The sequence below is a fragment of the Pantoea sp. GbtcB22 genome, from assembly GCF_019091025.1.
Lineage (GTDB): Bacteria > Pseudomonadota > Gammaproteobacteria > Enterobacterales > Enterobacteriaceae > Pantoea > Pantoea leporis.
The window spans coordinates 1,088,612-1,105,741 of record NZ_JAGXKB010000001.1 but is presented as its reverse complement, the minus strand read 5'-3'; the positions used below and the strand labels follow the sequence as shown (position 1 = coordinate 1,105,741).

The window sequence follows — 17,130 nt, the reverse complement described above, 5'->3', positions numbered from 1 at the left end:
GACCTAAGGCACCGGACGATGAAAATCGTCCGGTTTCGGTAAAAGCTGTCATACCTTTCCAAATAAGGATTAACCGGAGGTTACATGACCAAGTCAGAACTAATTGAGAGACTTGCTGGCCAGCATACTCATATTCCGGCGAAAGTCGTTGAGGATGCGGTCAAAGAGATGCTTGAGCACATGGCCACTACGTTGGCCCAGGGCGAGCGCATTGAAATCCGGGGATTCGGCAGCTTTTCTTTGCATTACCGTGCACCGCGTACGGGTCGTAACCCGAAAACGGGCGACAAAGTGGATCTGGAAGGTAAATACGTTCCCCACTTTAAGCCGGGCAAAGAATTGCGTGACCGTGCGAACATCTACGGCTAAGCCGTTACCGAACGACAAAAACGACACTTTAGGGTGTCGTTTTTTTTTGCTTAGAGTATGCGGAATTGAGATCTGCTTTCCAAAATGAAGTCTCATCAATGTAATCTCTGCAAAAGTCTCGGAATCCATCGCGACACACTCTCTTTTCAATGAAGTCAATCCCTGCTTTTCTCGGCACACTCTTCCGCCAATGAGGGAGAGTAATAATGCATATGAACTGGATTGTTCTGGCCAGATTGATGATTGCCTCGGCATTGCCGTTGGGCATATTGCCGCACATACCCGCTGCCAACGGAATAGTCATCATGGTTGTATTCGCTGTGGCGCTTAGGTTGATGCCAATCACGTTGCTACGGCTTGCAGGAATTGCTCTCTTAATGGTGGCCTGGACATTGACTGAAGCCCGCCAGATGGTCAGTGCCATTGGGGATCTGACTGCCGCCTCAATTGAAGCCACTGTACGTGTGACTGAAGTTCGTGAACAGAAGCAGCAATTAACCGTGCAAATATTGCGTGTCGGTCAGCGTTATCAGTTTCCACCTCTCTTTGTCACGCTCAATAATGCTTTGATGGAGCAATCGTACTGTGCCGGTCAGCGCTGGCAGATGAAACTGCGACTGCGTGCCGTCCACGGCAGATTAAATGAAGGCGAGTTCGATCTGCAGCGCTTTGCCTTGTCTAATCACACGCCGCTGCAAGGGCGCATCATCAGTCAGCAGGTGGAATCGCTAACTTGCAACTGGCGGACGCGTTTAATTAATCATCATCTACCCGCATTCGATACGCTCAAACAACCGGCAATTATGCAGGCTTTAGCGTTTGGTATACGTATCAACATGACTGAAGAGCAGCGACAGTTGCTGCGGGAAACAGGTACTGCCCACTTGATGGCAATCTCGGGAATGCATATTGCATTAGCTGCCAGCGTTGGATGGCTGTTGGCGCGTACTATCCAGGTAATTTTGCCGGGTCATTTGATTGGTCATTTATTTCCGCTGCTGGTTAGTGTTATGACCGCAGCGACTTACACGTGGGTTTCTGGCAGTCATGCACCGGCCCAGCGCGCGATGATCGCGCTCATATTATGGATAGGGATGCGCAGCGCCGGTTGGCAGCTCAGTGGCTGGCAAGTCTGGACGTTATGTATCGGCGCTTTGCTGGTACTGGATCCATTAACTGTGCTGTCAGAAAGCTTTTGGTTGTCGGCACTGGCGGTCGCGATGCTGATTACCTGGTATCAATGGTTTCCATTAACACATCGCTTTCGCGCAAAGCGTCGATGGCTGTTATTGCAATTGCTACATCTGCAGTTAGGAATGATGATCCTCATGGCTCCACTACAAATCTTCCTGTTTCAGGGAATAAGCCTGAGTGCGTTATTAGCAAATCTGATCGCGGTGCCGGTTGTGTCTTTTGTCACGGTGCCACTAATATTGCTGGCAATGCTATTGCCAGTGCCGCTGATTTCAACGGGATTATGGTCTCTGGCGGATCTTTCCATAAGCCAGGTCATGCTCCTGCTGCAGTGGTTACCCGCTGGCTGGTGGGCATGGAGCGATACGTTACCTGCTGTCGTGCTGCTGTGGGTAGGATTAGTTCTCTGGCGCAGCAAGCTGATTTATCGCAGTGTGATGCCGTGTTTTAGCCTGATACTCGCAATCATCCTCTGGCGCAGCACTGCACAGCGTGATGACTGGCAAATCGACATGATTGATGTGGGGCATGGCCTGGCGATTGCCATTACACAGGGCAATGAAGTGGTGTTATATGACGTTGGACCGGGTTGGAAACAGGATGATGCCGGATCGCGCGTCATTCTGCCATGGTTGCAGTATCACGGCAGAAGCCTCCATTCTTTGATACTAAGCCACAAGCATCTTGATCACCGTGGTGGGCTACACTCATTGCTCAAAGTTAATCCAGCGGTAGCAATTCGTAGTGCCCTGGCGGAAGACGGACACCTGCCATGCTTCCGTGGTCAGCGGTGGCAGTGGGGCAAATTGCAATTTACCGCTTTGTGGCCGCCGGAGAATCAGACCCAGGGACAAAATAACGATTCCTGTGTGGTGCGAGTCGATGACGGGCTCGTTAGCGTGTTACTCACCGGGGATATTGAGTTAGAAGCCGAGAGAAAAATTGTCGCGCTGGAAAAAGAGGCTCTGAACGCGACAATTTTGCAGGTTCCGCACCATGGTAGTCGGACTTCATCAGGCGCATTACTGTTACGTAATGTTGCTGGGAAAGCAGCATTTGCTTCGGTGGCGCGGTATAACGCCTGGCGTATGCCTGCGCCAGCCGTGGTGCAACGCTATCGTCAGCAAGGCTATATGTGGTACGACACGGCACAATCGGGTCAGATTCATGTGGGTATCAGACAAGGTCATTGGCAAATTAAGGGCTTAAGAGAGCAAATAATGCCTCGATGGTACCATCAGTGGTTTGGCGTCAAACGCGATTCCAGGTAGAATGAGCGGCTATTTCAAACAGCGTGAATAAATAATGCATCAAGATAAAGATCTCTCAACGTGGCAGACATTCCGTCGACTCTGGCCGATGATTGCGCCCCACAAGGCTGGCCTGTATGTGTCAGCGGTGGCGCTGATACTCAATGCGGCAGGCGATACCCTGATGCTCTCTCTGTTGAAACCTTTACTGGATGATGGCTTCGGTAAAGCAGACAGATCCGTAATGCTGTGGATGCCGCTGGTGGTAATTGGCCTGATGCTGGTACGTGGCGTGACCAGCTACATCTCCAGTTACTGCATCTCATGGGTGTCCGGCAACGTGGTCATGAATATGCGTCGCCGCCTGTTCGGCCATATGATGGGCATGCCGGTAACCTTCTTTGATCAGCAATCAACGGGGACGCTGCTGTCACGCATCACCTACGATTCTGAACAGGTGGCCTCTTCCTCTTCCAGTGCACTGGTTACGGTGGTGCGTGAAGGGGCCTCAATCATTGGCCTGTTCATCATGATGTTCTATTACAGCTGGCAGCTGTCTTTGATTCTCATTGTGCTGGCACCGATCGTCTCCTTTGCTATTCGTACTGTTTCCAAACGTTTCCGCAGCATCAGTAAGAACATGCAGAACACCATGGGACAGGTCACCACCAGCGCCGAACAGATGCTAAAAGGGCATAAAGAAGTGCTGATCTTTGGTGGCCAGGAAGTGGAGGCCAAGCGTTTTTCTCAGGTCAGTAACAGGATGCGCCAACAAGGCATGAAACTGGTGTCAGCATCTTCAATCTCTGATCCGGTAATCCAGTTGATTGCCTCGCTGGCACTGGCATTTGTGCTTTATGCCGCCAGTTTCCCAAGCGTGATGGAAACGCTGACAGCCGGTACCATCACCGTGGTGTTCTCATCAATGATCGCCCTGATGCGTCCGCTCAAGTCACTGACCAACGTGAATGCGCAGTTCCAGCGTGGTATGGCGGCTTGTCAGACGCTGTTCTCGATTCTTGACAGTGAGCAGGAAGTGGATAACGGCAAGCGTGAAATGGATCGTGCTAAGGGTGATGTGGAATTCCGCAACGTGACTTTTACCTATCCAGGCCGTGAAATTCCTGCGCTGCGTGATATCAACCTGTCGCTGCCTGCCGGTAAAACCGTTGCACTGGTCGGCCGTTCTGGCTCTGGTAAATCCACTATGGCCAGCTTGCTGACGCGCTTCTACGACATTGATAGCGGTGAAATTCTGCTGGATGGCCACGATCTGCGCGAATACACCCTGCGTTCACTGCGTAATCAAGTGGCATTGGTTTCCCAGAACGTTCATCTCTTCAACGACACCGTCGCCAACAACATTTCTTATGCCCGTAATGGTCAATACACGCGCGAGCAAATCGAGCAGGCTGCGACCATGGCGCATGCAATGGACTTTATCCAGAAGATGGATAATGGCCTTGATACCGTGATAGGTGAGAATGGCGTGCTGCTTTCCGGTGGTCAGCGTCAGCGTATTGCGATTGCGCGTGCGTTACTGCGCGACTGCCCGATTTTGATTCTCGATGAAGCCACATCAGCGCTCGATACCGAATCTGAGCGGGCGATTCAGGCCGCACTTGATGAGCTGCAGAAAAATCGCACCTCACTGGTAATTGCGCACCGTCTGTCGACCATTGAGAAAGCCGATGAGATCGTCGTAGTTGAAGATGGTCGCATTGTCGAACGCGGTACTCACAGCGCGCTGCTTGAACAGAAGGGCGCCTATGCGCAGCTTCACAAACTGCAGTTCGGTCAATGATCGAACGCATCTGGAGCGGGCGTTCGCCGTTATGGCTGCTGCTATGGCCACTGAGTCTGCTTTATGGGGCGATTACCCTATTGATTCGCCTCAGCTTCCAGCGCGGTTGGCGAAAAAGTTGGCGTGCGCCTTGCCCTGTGATTGTGGTGGGGAACCTCACCGCAGGTGGGAATGGTAAAACGCCCGTAGTGATTTGGTTGGTGCAGGCGCTGCAACAACGTGGAGTACGTGCTGGCGTGGTGTCGCGGGGTTACGGCGGAAAAGCTGAACGTTATCCGCTGCTGGTTACCGCTGAAACGCCCACGGCGCAGGCCGGCGATGAACCTGTGCTGATCGCTCAACGCACGCAAGTGCCGGTCGCCGTTGCGCCACGGCGGCGTCTGGCGGTAGAAGGCTTGCTCGCTGCGCACGATCTGGATGTGATTATCACCGATGATGGCCTGCAGCATTACGCGCTGCAGCGCGATCGCGAAATCGTGGTGGTGGATGGGATGCGTCGTTTTGGCAATGGCTGGTGGTTACCGGCTGGGCCGATGCGTGAACGCGCCTCACGACTTAGCACCGTAAATGCGGTGATCGTTAACGGCGGCGATGCGCAGGCGGGCGAAATTGCGATGTCATTGCAGCCCGGTCTGGCGGTCAACCTGATCAACGGTGCAAGCGTGGCGTTAGCGCAATTGCCGGAAATTGTCGCGATGGCCGGCATAGGTCATCCGCCGCGCTTCTTCAACACGCTTAAGCAGCAAGGCATCAAGCCAGTGGCTGAAATTGCCTTCGCCGATCACCATGCTTACAGCGAAGACGAATTGCGGCGTCTGACTCAGGCAGATCAGTGCTTGCTGATGACGGAAAAAGATGCGGTAAAATGCCGTAGTTTTGCTCGCCCAAACTGGTGGTATTTGCCGGTTGATGCGCATCTGCAAGGCGCGGCGGTGACAACCTTGTTAGACGATATCACCCATCTCTGCACTACCGCGCGAGACGCCCGTTCGCGCTAACCACCAAAAAGGGAATGGAGTTATGAACCTCGTCGCTTCCCTCTCGTTGCAAACTGCTCGTCATCTGCATCTGGCTGCTCAGGGACTGTTACGTCCTTTAGGCCGACGTGCGCGCTTTGCTGATATACACGCGACTGTGCGTCAGATGTCTTTGCTGCAAATTGATACCATCAATGTGGTGGCACGCAGTCCTTATCTGGTGCTGTTTAGCCGCCTTGGCGCGTATCAGACCAACTGGCTGGAAGAAGCGCTGGCCTCGGGCGCATTATTTGAATATTGGGCTCATGAAGCCTGTTTTATTCCTTTCGAAGATTACCCGTTGCTGCGCCACCGCATGCTGGAACCGCAGCGACTGGGCTGGAAGTACAACCAACGATGGGTTGAGGAACATCAACAGGAAATCACTGACCTACTGCAACACATCTCCGTCAACGGCCCAGTGCGAGCAGCCGATTTCAGTAATGATAAACAGACCAAACCGGGCTGGTGGGCGTGGAAGCCGCATAAGCGTCATCTGGAGAATTTGTTCAGTGCGGGTCAGTTGATGGTGGTGGAGCGGCGCAACTTCCAGCGGGTTTACGATCTGCACAGCCGCGTGATGCCGGACTGGATTGATGAACAGCATGCGTTAAGTGAAGACGAAGCGGTGTTACAGATGCTGAGTCACAGCGCATGCAGTCTCGGCATTTTCCGTGGCAGTTGGTTAGCCGATTATTACCGGCTCAAACGCGCACCGCTCAAGTCATGGCTTGAGGATGCGGCTGCGCGCGGAGAAATTGTGCGTGTTGAGGTCGAGCAACTGGGCGAAATGTGGTTACACCACGCATTATTGCCGCTGCTGGAAAAGCCACTCTCTGCCACACATACCGCGCTGTTGTCACCCTTTGATCCAGTGGTTTGGGATCGTCGTCGCGCGCTGGAGCTGTTTAATTTTGATTACCGCATTGAGTGCTATACGCCTGCGGAAAAGCGCAAATATGGTTATTTTGTCCTGCCGGTCCTGCATCGCGGATTATTGAAAGCGCGCATTGATGCCAAAATGGAGCGTCAGGCGCAGCAATTAGTGGTTCGTGCATTCTGGCTGGAAGAGGGCACACGCATCAGTAACGCTTTCCTTAATGACGTCCAAAAAGCCATTAATCGCTTCGCCGCGTGGCAAGGCGCCAACCAAGTGATTATCGAAAATGCGCCGGCAGAACTGCTGGCTGCCTGGTCAACTCGCTGGTCGATTGGTGAATAAAGCTGCCATTTGTCCGGCTTGAGTGCGTCATTCACGCGCACGCTATTATGCTATGCTACCCGTCTGAATCGGTCCTGAATGGAGAAGATTATGGATCACCGTTTACTCGAAATCGTTGCTTGCCCGGTATGCAACGGAAAACTCTATTTCAACAAAGAGCAGCAAGAGCTGATCTGTAAACCGGATGGCCTGGCTTACCCGGTACGTGACGGTATTCCAGTGCTGCTGGAAGTGGAAGCGCGTACGCTGTCTGTTGAAGAGATTCATCCATGAGTTTTGTTGCCATTATTCCTGCGCGTTACGCTTCAACGCGTCTTCCCGGCAAACCGCTGGTGGATATTCAGGGTAAACCGATGGTGCTACACGTTATGCAACGCGCCCGTGAATCGGGTGCCGATCGCGTAATTGTCGCCACCGATCATCCGGATGTGGCTGCGGCGGTAACGGCGGCCGGCGGCGAAGTGTGCATGACGCGGGTCGATCATCAGTCCGGAACTGAGCGTTTGGCCGAAGTGATCGAAAAGTATCAGTTTGCCGACGACACCATCATCGTTAACGTGCAGGGCGACGAGCCGATGATCCCGGCGGAGATTGTACGTCAGGTGGCAGGTAATCTGGCGCAATCTGAAGCCGGGATGGCGACGCTGGCGGTGCCGATCACCGATGCAGAAGAAGCCTTTAACCCGAACGCGGTGAAAGTGGTGATGGACGCCAAAGGTTATGCGCTCTACTTCTCACGCGCCACCATTCCCTGGGATCGCGAGCGTTATGCGCGTTCTCGCGAGCAGATTGGCGACACGCTGCTCCGCCACATTGGCATCTACGCCTATCGCGCCGGTTTCATCCGTCGCTACATTGCGTGGGAACCTTGCCCGCTGGAGCACGTTGAGTTGCTCGAACAGCTGCGCGTGCTGTGGTACGGTGAAAAGATTCACGTCGCGGTGGCAAAAACTATCCCAAGTGTTGGGGTGGATACGCCGGAAGACCTTGAGCGGGTTCGTCTCGCTATGCAGGGTTAATCTCCGACCGGCCAGCGGCTCTCGCTGGCCTGAAAGTTTGATCTGGCGCTAAGCTTTGCGCCGCCATCACCTCCAGCATATTCCAGCCCTTTGACGTCGGAGGATATTGCATGGAACAGCTCCGTTCAGAACTCGCGTTGGTGCTTGGTGAAAGCATCAGTCGTCTCGAAACCATTAGCGAGCAGGCGCACACGCGACTGTATGCGCTTTACGATAACGCCGGTAAACCGATGCCGCTGGTGGCAAAGTATTTTCGTCATCAGGGACGCGCTGCGCTGGAAGCTAAAAAACTGACCATGCTCGGTCATGATGGCTTGATCGCCGTGCCTGCCGTGTTTGGTCTGGTGCTTAGCCAGCAAAAGCCGGTACATGAAATGTTGCTGATGGCACGCTTTAACGGTGTTTCTGCGGAAGCTCCGGCCCGCAGCGCAGCGCGCTGGGAACAGCTGTGCGAACAGATCGTCGAAGGCGTGCTGGCGTGGCATCGTATTGACAGCCATGGCTTAGTCGGCAGCGTGGACAGCGTGCAGGAGAATAACTGGCCCGCATGGTATCGCCAGCGAGTGGATGTGTTGTGGTCAACGCTGGGTTATTTGTCACCGCCGTTTTTTACACTGGAAGATCGTCAGATTCTGTTTCGCAGCCGTCAGCTATTACCGCGTCTGTTCAACGGTTTTGACGATCCCTGCGTATTGATGCACGGCAACCTGCGCTTAGCCAGTATGTTAAAAGATGCGTATAGCGATCAGCTTATTGCCATGATGCAGCCGGGCAACATTCTCTGGGCACCGCGCGAATACGATCTGATGCGCCTGGCGGATAGCGGCGCAGAAGCGTCACTGCTGCAGCACTATCTGCAGCGCGCGCCCGTGGCGGAAGGTTTTCTCTGGCGGCGCTGGTTGTATCAGCTGTGGGATTGCGTCGACACGTTGGTCAGCAGCGGACAGTTTGACCGTCCGCGCTTCGATCACGCCCGCGCGCAATTACTCCCCTGGCTGGGTTGAGGTGAGATCGTCACCGCGCAGCTTCTGCCAGGTTTGTCCCAGCGTTTCATAGATCGCACGCTCACTGTGTGCCAGCCACAGCGGTGACGGAATAACGCGTTCCCACCAGTTTAGCGGCGAGGTCACCGCCAACTGATTTGCCGGTGCGGCCAGCGGATTCATGCCGGCACTTTGAAAGAAATGCATGGCACGCGGCAGATGGTTGGCGGAAGTCACCAGTAAGAACGGGTGTTCACCAATCGTCTGTTTCACCGCGCGAGCTTCGCCAATCGTATCTCTTGGTTGATCCAACTGAATAATCGCTGCTGATGGCACGCCCAGACTTTCCGCCACTTCGGCCGCCACGCTGGCGCTGCTGCGTGGGTTTTCGCCGGCTGCTGCGCCAGTAAAGATCATTTTGGCCTGCGGATAGCGACGCCACTGACGCACGCCTTCGGCCACGCGCGGCAGACTGTTATTAATCAAGTTGGAACTCGGTGCCCAATTCGGATTGAAGGTATAGCCACCGCCGAGCACCACGATATAATCGACCGGCTCGTTACCGTTCCAGGTGGGATAATGATTTTCCAGCGGTGACAGCAGGCGATCGGCAACCGGCTGCAGGCTCAAAATCAGCAGCAGCAGCCAGCTGCAAGAGATGAGGATTTTGCCGCTTTTTTGCCAGCGGCTGAACCAGAGCAGCAAAAGTCCTGCCGCCATCAGTAATAACAGCAGCGGCAAGGGAAGCAACATCCCGCCAATGACTTTTTTAAAAGCGAAAAACATCGAATATGGCCTCTTTTGTCCAAAAAAACAGCTGCCAGACGGTTACTGCGGCATGAAAGGTTCATTCTTGTTGAGCCTGTGACAAAATAGCACAAGTTGAATGCAGCAAAGCGGAGCCATCATCATGCAGGATCGTAACTTTGACGATCTGGCGGACAAATTCTCACAGAACATTTATGGCACGCGCAAAGGGCAAGTGCGCCAGGCGATTGTCTGGGACGAACTGGAAGCTCTGTTACCGACATTGCCTGCCGGATCCTTGAAGGTGCTGGATGCCGGCGGCGGCGTGGGACAAGTCTCAAGCGGGCTGGCGGCGCGCGGTCATCAGGTTGTGCTGTGCGATCTCTCTGCTGAGATGCTGAAGCTGGCGGAAGCCCATGCGCTTGCCGCGGGTGTGAGCCACAACATGCAATTCAAACAAATTAGCGCCCAGCAGGTGGGCGAACATTTGGATACGCAGGTTGATCTGGTATTGTTTCACGCGGTGTTGGAATGGGTCGCGCATCCGGAAGAGGTGCTGCAAGCGTTGTGGCACACGCTCAAGCCCGGTGGCGTGTTGTCGTTGATGTTTTACAACGCGCACGGCTTAACCTTCCGCACCCTGACGCTTGGCAACTTCGGCTATATGCGCGCCAATATGAGCAAACGTAAAAAGCGCACGCTGTCGCCCGATTTCCCGCGCGATCCGGATGATGTGACGCGTTGGCTGACAAACTGCGGATTTGAAATTGAACGGCGTGCGGGCATTCGCGTCTTCTGTGATTACATGAAGCCGCAACCCGGCGCAGGGAAGAGCGTTGAGGAAATCATTGAGATGGAACGGCGTTTCTGTCGCCAGGAGCCCTTTTTAAGCTTAGGGCGCTATATCCACGTGACCGCGCGCAAACCCAGCCAGAAGGATCAACTATGAGCGAATTTTCCCAGACGGTCCCCGAATTGGTGGCATGGGCGCGCAAGAACGATTTTTCGCTTGCGCTGCCGGTAGAACGTCTGGCCTTTTTGCTGGCCATCGCCACCTTAAACGGTGAGCGCATGGACGGCGAGATGAGTGAAGGCGAGCTGATTGACGCGTTTCGTCACGTTAGCAAAGCATTCGAACAAACCCACGAAACTGTGCATGTCCGTGCCAATAACGCCATCAATGACATGGTGCGTCAGCGCTTGCTGAACCGCTTTACCAGCGAGCTGACGGAAGGGCATGCCATCTATCGCCTGACGCCACTCGCCATCGGCATTACCGACTATTACATCCGCCAGCGCGAGTTCTCCACGCTGCGCCTGTCGATGCAGCTGTCGATTGTGGCGCAGGAGTTGAAACGCGCCGCGGATGCCGCCGAAGAAGACGGTGATGAATTCCACTGGCATCGTAACGTGTTTGCGCCGCTGAAATATTCGGTGGCGGAAATCTTCGATAGCATCGACATGACGCAGCGTCTGATGGATGAGCAGCAGCAAGCGGTGAAAACGGATATTGCCGATCTGCTTAACAAAGACTGGCGCGCGGCGATCTCCAGCTGTGAAATGTTGCTGTCGGAAACGTCCGGTACGCTGCGTGAACTGCAGGATACGCTGGAGGCGGCCGGCGATAAGCTGCAGGCCAACCTGCTGCGCATCCAGGATGCGACGCTGAGCAGCCCGGATCTGGGCTTTGTCGATAAGCTGGTGTTTGACCTGCAAAACAAGCTCGATCGCATCATCAGCTGGGGCCAGCAGGCTATCGATCTGTGGATCGGCTACGACCGCCATGTACACAAGTTTATTCGTACCGCCATCGACATGGATAAGAACCGCGTGTTTGCTCAGCGTTTACGCCTGTCGGTGCAAAACTATTTCGATCAGCCGTGGGCGCTGACCTACGCCAATGCCGATCGTCTCTACGATATGCGCGATGAAGAGATGACGCTGCGTAATGACGAGGTGATGGGCGAGCTGCCGCCGGAAATGGAATACGAAGAGTTTAATGAGATTCGCGAGCAGCTGGCCGCGATGATCGAAGAGGCGCTGCAGATTTATAAGCAGGAGCAGAAGCCGCTCCATCTGGCCACGGTGATGCGCGACTATCTGTCGCAGTATCCGCGCGCGCGCCACTTTGATCTGGCGCGTATCGTCATCGATCAAGCGGTGCGACTCGGCGTGGCCGAAGCTGATTTAGCCGGTCTGCCTGCGCAATGGCAGGCCATTAATGATTACGGAGCCAAGGTGCAGGCACATGTCATCGACAAATATTGAACAAGTGATGCCAGTCAAACTGGCATTGGCTCTGGCAAACCCGATTTTCCCGGCGCTCGATAGCCAGTTACGCGCGGGTCGCCACATTGGCATTGAAGAGCTGGATAATCACGCCTTCCTGATGGATTACCAGGAATATCTCGAAGAGTTTTACGCGCGCTACAACGTTGAGCTGATCCGCGCGCCGGAAGGCTTCTTCTATCTGCGTCCGCGTTCAACCACTTTGATTCCGCGCTCGGTGTTGTCCGAGCTGGATATGATGGTGGGCAAAATTCTTTGCTATCTCTATCTCAGCCCGGAACGTCTGGCGAATGAGGGGATTTTTACCCAGCAAGAGCTGTACGACGAACTGCTGTCGCTGGCCGATGAGAGCAAACTGCTCAAGCTGGTCAATCAGCGTTCTACCGGTTCCGATCTTGATCGCGCCAAGCTGCAGGAAAAAATGCGTGCGTCGCTGAGCCGCCTGCGTCGTCTCGGCATGGTGTGGTTTATGGGCAACGACAGCAGCAAATTCCGCATCACCGAATCAGTGTTCCGCTTTGGCGCCGACGTGCGCAGCGGTGACGATGCGCGTGAAGCGCAGCTGCGCCTGATACGTGACGGTGAAGCGATGACGCTGGAAAGTGCGCCGGCTGCGACTGAGAACGATGAAGCAGATAACGATATTGACGCTGAAAGCGACGCGAGTGATAACGCGGAGGATGAACAAGCATGATTGAACGCGGTAAATTTCGTTCGCTAACGCTGATCAACTGGAACGGCTTCTTTGCCCGTACTTTTGATCTTGATGAACTGGTCACCACGCTTTCGGGCGGTAACGGTGCGGGTAAATCCACCACCATGGCCGCCTTCGTGACGGCGATGATCCCTGACCTAACCTTGCTGCACTTCCGTAACACCACCGAAGCCGGTGCGACATCGGGTTCGCGCGATAAAGGCCTGCACGGTAAGCTGCGCGCTGGTGTCTGCTATTCGGTGCTGGATGTGGTCAACTCACGCCATCAACGCGTGATTGTTGGCGTACGTCTGCAGCAGGTAGCGGGACGCGATAAAAAGGTCGATATCAAACCATTCAGTATTCACGGCTTGCCGAGCGATTCACAGGCTACGGATATGCTGACCGAAATCCTTAATAACCGCCAGGCGCGCGTGTTGCCGCTGACGGAAGTAAAGGAGCGCGTGGAAGCACAGGAAGGCGTGCAGTTCAAACAGTACAACTCGGTCACCGATTACCATGCGGTGCTGTTCGAGCTCGGCGTGGTGCCGCGTCGTCTGCGTAACGCCAGCGATCGCAGTAAGTTTTATCGCCTGATTGAAGCTTCGCTGTACGGCGGTATCTCCAGCGCTATCACCCGTTCACTGCGCGATTACCTGCTGCCAGAAAATGGCGGCGTGCGTAAAGCCTTCCAGGATATGGAAGCTGCACTGCGGGAAAACCGCATGACGCTGGAAGCGATTCGCGTCACCCAATCCGATCGCGACCTGTTTAAGCATCTGATCTCGGAAGCCACCAACTACGTTTCCGCCGACTACATGCGCCACGCCAACGAGCGTCGAATTCACCTCGACGGCGCGCTGCAGCTGCGTAATGAGCTGTTTACCAGCCGCAACCAGCTGATTTCCGAGCAGTATCGCCACATTGAAATGGCGCGCGAGTTGGCCGAGCACAGCGGTGCTGAGAGCGATCTGGAAAGCGATTATCAGGGCGCTAGCGACCATCTGAATCTGGTGCAAACCGCCATGCGCCAGCAGGAAAAAATCGAGCGTTATGATGCCGATCTGGAAGAGCTGACCTATCGCCTCGAAGAGCAGAACGAAGTGGTTGCCGAAGCGCGCGAAGTGCAGGAAGAGAATGAAGCACGCGCCGAAGCGGCTGAAGTGGAAGTCGATGAGCTAAAAAGCCAACTCGCCGATTTCCAGCAGGCGCTCGACGTGCAACAGACGCGGGCAATCCAGTATCAGCAAGCTTTGCAAGCATTGGAAAAGGCGCGCACGCAGTGTCAGCTGCCTGATTTAACCATCGATAACGCGGCCGAATGGCAGGAAACCTTCCAGGCGCGTGAAGAAGAAGCCACCGAGCGCCTGCTGCGTCTGGAACAGAAACTGAGCGTCGCCGAAGCGGCACACAGCCAGTTTGAGCAAGCGTTAGCGTTAGTTACCAGCATCGCCGGTGACGTCAGTCGTCAGGATGCGTGGCAAGTGGGGCGCGAATTACTGCGCGACGCTGGCAATCAGCGCCACCAGGCCGAACAGCTTTCCTCGCTGCGTCTGCGCCTCAATGAATTAGAAACCCGTCTGCGTGAGCAGCATGATGCTGAGCGTTTGCTGGCGGATTTCTGCAAACGTCAGGGCCAGCAATACGATGCGGATGCGCTGGACGGCTTGCAGCGTGAACTCGAAGCGCAGATTGAGCAACTGAATAGCAGCGTTGCCGATGCCGGTGAACGCCGCATGTTGATGCGTCAGGAGCTGGAGCAGCTGCGTGAACGCATCACTGCGCTGACCGCGCGTGCGCCACACTGGCTGGCGGCGCAGGAAATCCTGACGCAGCTGAGCGAGCAAACCGGTCAGGAGCTGAGCAGCAGCCAGCAAATCACCGAATTTATGCAGCAACTGCTGGAGCGCGAGCGTGAAACCACGGTTGAGCGCGACGAGCTGGCCGCGCGTAAGCGCGAAGTTGAACAGCAGATTGAACGTCTGAGCCAACCGGGCGGTGCGGAAGATGCGCGACTGACGCAGCTGGCGGAACGTTTTGGCGGCGTGCTGCTGTCGGAAATTTATGATGACGTTACGCTGGATGATGCACCGTACTTCTCGGCGCTATACGGTCCATCGCGCCACGCCATCGTGGTGCCAGATCTGTCGCTGGTGCGCGACCTGCTCGACGGTTTAGACGAGTGCCCGGAAGATCTCTATCTGATTGAAGGCGATCCGCAAGCCTTTGACGACAGCGTATTTAGCGTCGAAGAGCTGGAAAAAGCGGTGGTGGTGAAAGTGGCTGAGCGTCAGTGGCGCTACTCCCGCTTCCCGAAAGTGCCGCTGTTTGGTCGCGCGGCGCGTGAAAACCAGCTTGAGTTGCTGAACAACGAACGTGAACAGCTGGCTGAACGTTATGCCACGCTGTCGTTTGATGTACAGAAAACCCAGCGTCTGCATCAATCCTTTAGCCGCTTCATCGGCAGCCATTTAGCGGTGGCGTTTGACGAAGATCCGGAAGCGCAGATTCGTCAGCTTAACAGCCGTCGTGGCGAGCTGGAGCGGGCGCTGGCGCAGCATGAAAATGACAATCAGCAGCAGCGCGCGCAGTTTGAGCAGGCAAAAGAGGGCGTCAGCCAGCTGAACCGCCTGTTGCCGCGCGTAAATCTGCTGCTCGACGACACGCTTGGCGATCGCTGTGAAGAGATCCGCGAGCGCGTTGAAGAAGCACAGGAAGCCGCGCGTTTCCTGCATCAGCACGGCAGCAAACTCAGCAAGCTGGAGCCGCTGATTGCGGTACTGCAAAGCGATCCGCAGCAGCACGATCAGCTGCAGCGCGACTATCAGCAGGCACAGCAGCAGCAGCGTGATGCGCGTCAGCAAGCCTTTGCGCTGACCGAAGTGGTGCAGCGCCGCGCGCACTTCAGCTATGAAAGTTCGGCTGGCATGTTGGGTGGCAACAGCGATCTCAACGAACAGTTGCGTCAGCGTCTGGAGCAGGCGGAAGGCGAGCGCAGCCGCGCACGCGAACGTCTGCGTGGACATCAGGCCCAGCTGACGCAGTATTCGCAGGTGCTGGCTTCGCTAAAAAGTTCATACGATGCCAAACGCGACATGCTGAAAGAGTTGCAGCAAGAGATGCAGGATATCGGCGTGCATGCCGATGCCAGTGCAGAAGAGCGCGCGCGCATTCGTCGTGATGAGCTGTATAGCGCGCTAAGCCACAACCGTGCGCGTCGCAACCAGCTGGAAAAACAGATCACCTTCTGTGAAGCCGAAATGGACAGCCTGCAGAAAAAACTGCGCAAGCTGGAACGCGATTATCATCAGATTCGTGAGCAGGTGGTCAGCGCGAAAGCGGGCTGGTGCACGGTATTGCGTCTGGTGAAAGAGAATGGCGTTGAACGTCGTCTGCATCGTCGCGAGCTCGCCTATCTCAGCGGTGATGAGCTGCGTTCCATGTCGGATAAGGCGCTGGGTGCGCTGCGTCTGGCGGTGGCGGATAACGAACATCTGCGCGATGTGCTGCGTATGTCTGAAGATCCGAAACGTCCGGAACGTAAGATTCAGTTCTTTATCGCGGTGTATCAGCATCTGCGCGAACGTATTCGCCAGGACATCATTCGTACCGACGATCCGGTTGAAGCCATCGAGCAGATGGAGATTGAGCTGAATCGTCTGACCGAAGAGCTGACGGCGCGTGAACAGACGCTGGCAATCAGCTCACGCAGTGCGGCGAACATCATTCGTAAAACCATCCAGCGCGAGCAAAACCGTATTCGCCAGCTGAACCAGGGGTTGCAGGCGGTAAGCTTTGGTCAGGTGCGCAGCGTGCGCCTCAACGTGAACGTGCGTGAAGCGCACTCAACGCTGCTGGATACGCTGTCGGAAGAGCATGAACAGCATCAGGATCTGTTTACCAGCAACCGCTTAACCTTCTCGGAAGCGCTGGCGAAACTTTATCAGCGCCTGAATCCGCAGATCGATATGGGCCAGCGCACGCCGCAAACCATTGGCGAAGAGCTGCTCGACTACCGCAACTATCTTGAGATGGAAGTGGAAGTGAACCGTGGTACTGACGGCTGGCTGCGTGCAGAAAGTGGCGCGCTCTCTACCGGTGAAGCGATCGGTACCGGGATGTCGATTCTGGTGATGGTGGTACAGAGCTGGGAAGAGGAATCACGTCGTCTGCGTGGCAAAGATATTTCCCCGTGTCGTCTGCTGTTCCTCGATGAAGCGGCACGTCTTGATGCGCGTTCGATCGCCACACTGTTTGAGCTGTGCGAACGTCTGGAGATGCAGCTGATCATCGCGGCGCCAGAGAACATCAGCCCGGAAAAAGGCACCACCTACAAACTGGTGCGTAAAATGTTCAATAACACCGAACATGTGCATGTGGTTGGGCTGCGCGGCTTCTCGGCAAATCCTGCAGCGAGCAAGGATCAAAGTCCTAAGGTCGGTCTTGAATATGAGAATTCATAGCGCTTAATCTGGTTAAAAAACAGCACTACGTTTAATCTGTATGCGGCATCTGCACTGAGAGGCAGATGCCGTTTTTTATT

Annotated in this window: 13 protein-coding genes; 12 read left to right on the top strand and 1 reads right to left on the bottom strand. The window is 55.0% G+C overall.

Annotation, left to right across the window (positions count from 1 at the left end; translation table 11 throughout):
* Positions 1-84 precede the first annotated feature (84 nt).
* The 8 genes from ihfB to KVT28_RS05190 all read left to right on the top strand — a co-directional run bounded on the left by ihfB (position 85) and on the right by KVT28_RS05190 (position 8,878).
* Complete coding sequence (gene ihfB / locus KVT28_RS05225; protein ID WP_003849360.1) at positions 85-369, top strand: integration host factor subunit beta; 285 nt, start codon at positions 85-87, stop codon at positions 367-369.
* A 206-nt stretch (positions 370-575) separates the two neighbouring features.
* Positions 576-2,834 (top strand): DNA internalization-related competence protein ComEC/Rec2, encoded by a 2,259-nt coding sequence (locus KVT28_RS05220; RefSeq protein WP_217547078.1) that lies wholly within the window; start codon positions 576-578, stop codon positions 2,832-2,834.
* Between the two features lie 34 nt (positions 2,835-2,868).
* Positions 2,869-4,617, top strand: a complete 1,749-nt coding sequence (gene msbA / locus KVT28_RS05215) for a lipid A ABC transporter ATP-binding protein/permease MsbA (RefSeq protein ID WP_217547075.1) — start codon at positions 2,869-2,871, stop codon at positions 4,615-4,617.
* The gene (lpxK, locus tag KVT28_RS05210) at positions 4,614-5,615 is read left to right on the top strand and encodes a tetraacyldisaccharide 4'-kinase (protein ID WP_101760955.1); all 1,002 of its coding nucleotides are present in this window, start codon (positions 4,614-4,616) and stop codon (positions 5,613-5,615) included. The genes msbA and lpxK overlap by 4 nt, the downstream gene beginning before the upstream one ends.
* Positions 5,616-5,637: 22 nt before the next feature.
* A complete protein-coding gene (locus KVT28_RS05205; protein ID WP_192234409.1) occupies positions 5,638-6,855 on the top strand; it encodes a winged helix-turn-helix domain-containing protein in 1,218 nt (405 codons plus the stop codon).
* 90 nt (positions 6,856-6,945) lie between these two features.
* Positions 6,946-7,128, top strand: a complete 183-nt coding sequence (locus KVT28_RS05200; protein ID WP_007887424.1) for a Trm112 family protein — start codon at positions 6,946-6,948, stop codon at positions 7,126-7,128.
* Positions 7,125-7,874, top strand: coding sequence for a 3-deoxy-manno-octulosonate cytidylyltransferase (kdsB, locus tag KVT28_RS05195; protein ID WP_217547072.1), 750 nt, complete (start codon positions 7,125-7,127; stop codon positions 7,872-7,874). The genes KVT28_RS05200 and kdsB overlap by 4 nt, the downstream gene beginning before the upstream one ends.
* A gap of 110 nt (positions 7,875-7,984) precedes the next feature.
* On the top strand, positions 7,985-8,878 hold the full coding sequence (locus KVT28_RS05190) for a YcbJ family phosphotransferase (RefSeq protein WP_217547070.1): 894 nt from the start codon (positions 7,985-7,987) through the stop codon (positions 8,876-8,878).
* Here the strand turns inward: KVT28_RS05190 and elyC are convergent.
* Positions 8,858-9,643: an envelope biogenesis factor ElyC gene (elyC, locus tag KVT28_RS05185; protein WP_137385496.1), complete on the bottom strand. Its 786-nt coding sequence runs from the start codon at positions 9,641-9,643 to the stop codon at positions 8,858-8,860. The two genes, KVT28_RS05190 and elyC, sit on opposite strands and share 21 nt — an antisense overlap.
* A gap of 124 nt (positions 9,644-9,767) precedes the next feature.
* On the opposite strand from elyC, the gene cmoM reads away from it, so the two are divergent.
* The 4 genes from cmoM to mukB are packed head-to-tail and all read left to right on the top strand — an operon-like array spanning position 9,768 to position 17,050.
* Complete coding sequence (cmoM, locus tag KVT28_RS05180; RefSeq protein ID WP_101760950.1) at positions 9,768-10,553, top strand: tRNA uridine 5-oxyacetic acid(34) methyltransferase CmoM; 786 nt, start codon at positions 9,768-9,770, stop codon at positions 10,551-10,553.
* On the top strand, positions 10,550-11,872 hold the full coding sequence (gene mukF, locus KVT28_RS05175; RefSeq protein WP_192413854.1) for a chromosome partition protein MukF: 1,323 nt from the start codon (positions 10,550-10,552) through the stop codon (positions 11,870-11,872). Before cmoM ends, mukF begins: the two co-directional genes overlap by 4 nt.
* Positions 11,853-12,587 (top strand): chromosome partition protein MukE, encoded by a 735-nt coding sequence (mukE, locus tag KVT28_RS05170; RefSeq protein ID WP_101760949.1) that lies wholly within the window; start codon positions 11,853-11,855, stop codon positions 12,585-12,587. The genes mukF and mukE overlap by 20 nt, the downstream gene beginning before the upstream one ends.
* Complete coding sequence (gene mukB, locus KVT28_RS05165) at positions 12,584-17,050, top strand: chromosome partition protein MukB (RefSeq protein WP_217547068.1); 4,467 nt, start codon at positions 12,584-12,586, stop codon at positions 17,048-17,050. The genes mukE and mukB overlap by 4 nt, the downstream gene beginning before the upstream one ends.
* Positions 17,051-17,130: the final 80 nt, after the last annotated feature.